Genomic DNA, 789 nt, shown 5'->3' with positions numbered 1-789 from the left:
GGCGTGGGTGACGCGCCTTTTAAGGGGGGAATGCCGAGGGTGTTTGTGGGATCAATCGCGGGCGTCCAGATTAGTTCGACGCCGTCACCAAAGTCGGCAACCTGTTGCGTGCCGCGTTGGCTGAACTGGATGACGTCGATCATTTCCCATTCGGGTTTTGAGCCGGTGTAGAAGCCATACCCTTTGAGCGAACCATCTGCCTGCGGCTCAACGTACAAGCGCATTCGGGTACGGGCTTTTTTGAGTGAGCGCAGTTGGTCTTCGGTGTACAGCGCGCTGTCGCCCAGTGAAGACGGCCAGAACAAGGCAAGAACACCTAATAAACCGCTGGTAAGCATTGTTCCGCTAGTGGTTGCGACGACTCCAGTGGCGGTCGCGCCAGTGGCCGCACCGCCCAAAGCCAAACCGCCCACACCCGCGGGAACTGCGCCACTGATTAGCTCCAGTGGTACTGACCCGGAACTGTCTGCCTGCCGGGCTCCCAAAATCGCGAAGGTGCCGTAATCACTCAGGCTGTCGACGGGCACAAAGCCTGCGGGGTCGGTGTAGTTGATAACGGCGTCGGGGAGTTTGCAGGACTTGGCGAACACGCACCCCCGGCGCTCGGCATCAAGGCGCTCCTGCGCGGCGAAATCCGCTCGGCGGCGCACCATGTAGGCTTCTTGTCGCGCCTGCATGGCTTCGTACTGTGTTTGCAGGTCTTCGCGTTGTTTGAGCTCGGCGGGGGTCATGTCGTCGAAATACGACGCGCCTTGACCGCCATCGCCACCGACATGCCGCCGTGTTTGA

The 789-nt window shown here is 60.6% G+C and carries 1 protein-coding gene; it reads right to left on the bottom strand.

What is annotated here, in order from left to right:
* Positions 1-789, bottom strand: a 789-nt coding sequence (locus tag B347_RS24625) for an S-type pyocin domain-containing protein (protein ID WP_019408353.1), incomplete at both ends; no start/stop codon positions are given.

It is taken from the genome of Pseudomonas psychrophila HA-4 (genome assembly GCF_000282975.1).
GTDB lineage: Bacteria > Pseudomonadota > Gammaproteobacteria > Pseudomonadales > Pseudomonadaceae > Aquipseudomonas > Aquipseudomonas psychrophila_A.
The sequence above is the reverse complement of the archived record's forward strand: the minus strand, read 5'-3'. Positions and strand labels throughout refer to the sequence as shown.